Annotated in this window: 1 protein-coding gene; it reads right to left on the bottom strand. The window is 52.6% G+C overall.

The window, feature by feature from the left end; genetic code table 11:
* Positions 1-3: 3 nt before the first annotated feature.
* Positions 4-952 (bottom strand): hypothetical protein (locus tag OP494_RS17115; protein ID WP_280542780.1); only part of this gene is annotated, 949 nt, incomplete at its 5' end.

The following is a 952-nucleotide window of genomic DNA, read 5'->3' as shown; positions in this document are numbered from 1 at the left end:
TGATCAGTTTTCCAATACCTTCTGTAGTTCTTTGTCACTTATCTTGACACTAGGCCAGCGATCTTCGCTACCGTAGAAGCAATGTTTCAACCAATTTTGCGCGTCACTATCTTTAATTGCCTCTATCAGCAGAGCGACACCTAGTGCGATCATAAATATCAGCCCAGCCCAACCAGACAGAAATTTAATAAAAATAGACATTATACCTAACATGGCGTTTACGCCAGCTGAAACGCCATATAGAATCATCATTATCCAATTACCTTTTTTAGCATTTGCAACTGCATTTTTGGCATCATAATACGCAAACCCCCAGGCTGCACCCGCGCCAAGAAAACGGCCAAAACGGCCGAAGCGTTCGGCCCGGGCCAAGACGTTTTCCTTCTTGGCGACACTGATGGCGTTAACGGCTACCGCTCGCTGTATACCTGTCTCAGCCGTGTTCAATACACCACCGATCAATCCTGCACTACTCGCATAGAAACGTCCTGCCGCTTCTTCATCTGCGAATACGTCGGCTTCTTGCATCGAGTCTCGCGCGAACAATGTCGACACCGTGCTGAACAGTAGCCCAACGGCCGCTATCCGAGCGTCAGCATTAACGAAGGCCTGAAACTTCGGCAACGCAGTCTCGCGAATATTGTTCGCGGTGAGCATGATAGGGCGATCCGAACGTAACAGCCTCGCTTGAGCCGATCGGCCGGAACCACTGCCATCGGCTGTCTGACGGAGCGCGGTATCATCGAGCAGGATGATATTGGGAACGCGAATCATCGGCTCGGCGCCCCCGGCCTTGAGCCAAGCATGGGTCACGCGACGCATCTGGTTGGCACTAGGGCGTTTGTTGCGCGGTATGCGTTCACGCATCTGCGCGGTTAGCCAGTCGAGATGCTGTTCGGGTGTGCCAGCCAGGGGCCGTTGTAACATCAGCCGTTCGGTGGCCAACATCGAC

Origin of the sequence: Chromohalobacter sp. 11-W (assembly GCF_029889905.1) — a bacterium.
In the GTDB taxonomy this organism is placed as follows: Bacteria; Pseudomonadota; Gammaproteobacteria; order Pseudomonadales; family Halomonadaceae; genus Chromohalobacter.
Note: the sequence above shows the minus strand (reverse complement) of the source record. Positions and strands in the feature narration are given on the sequence as shown.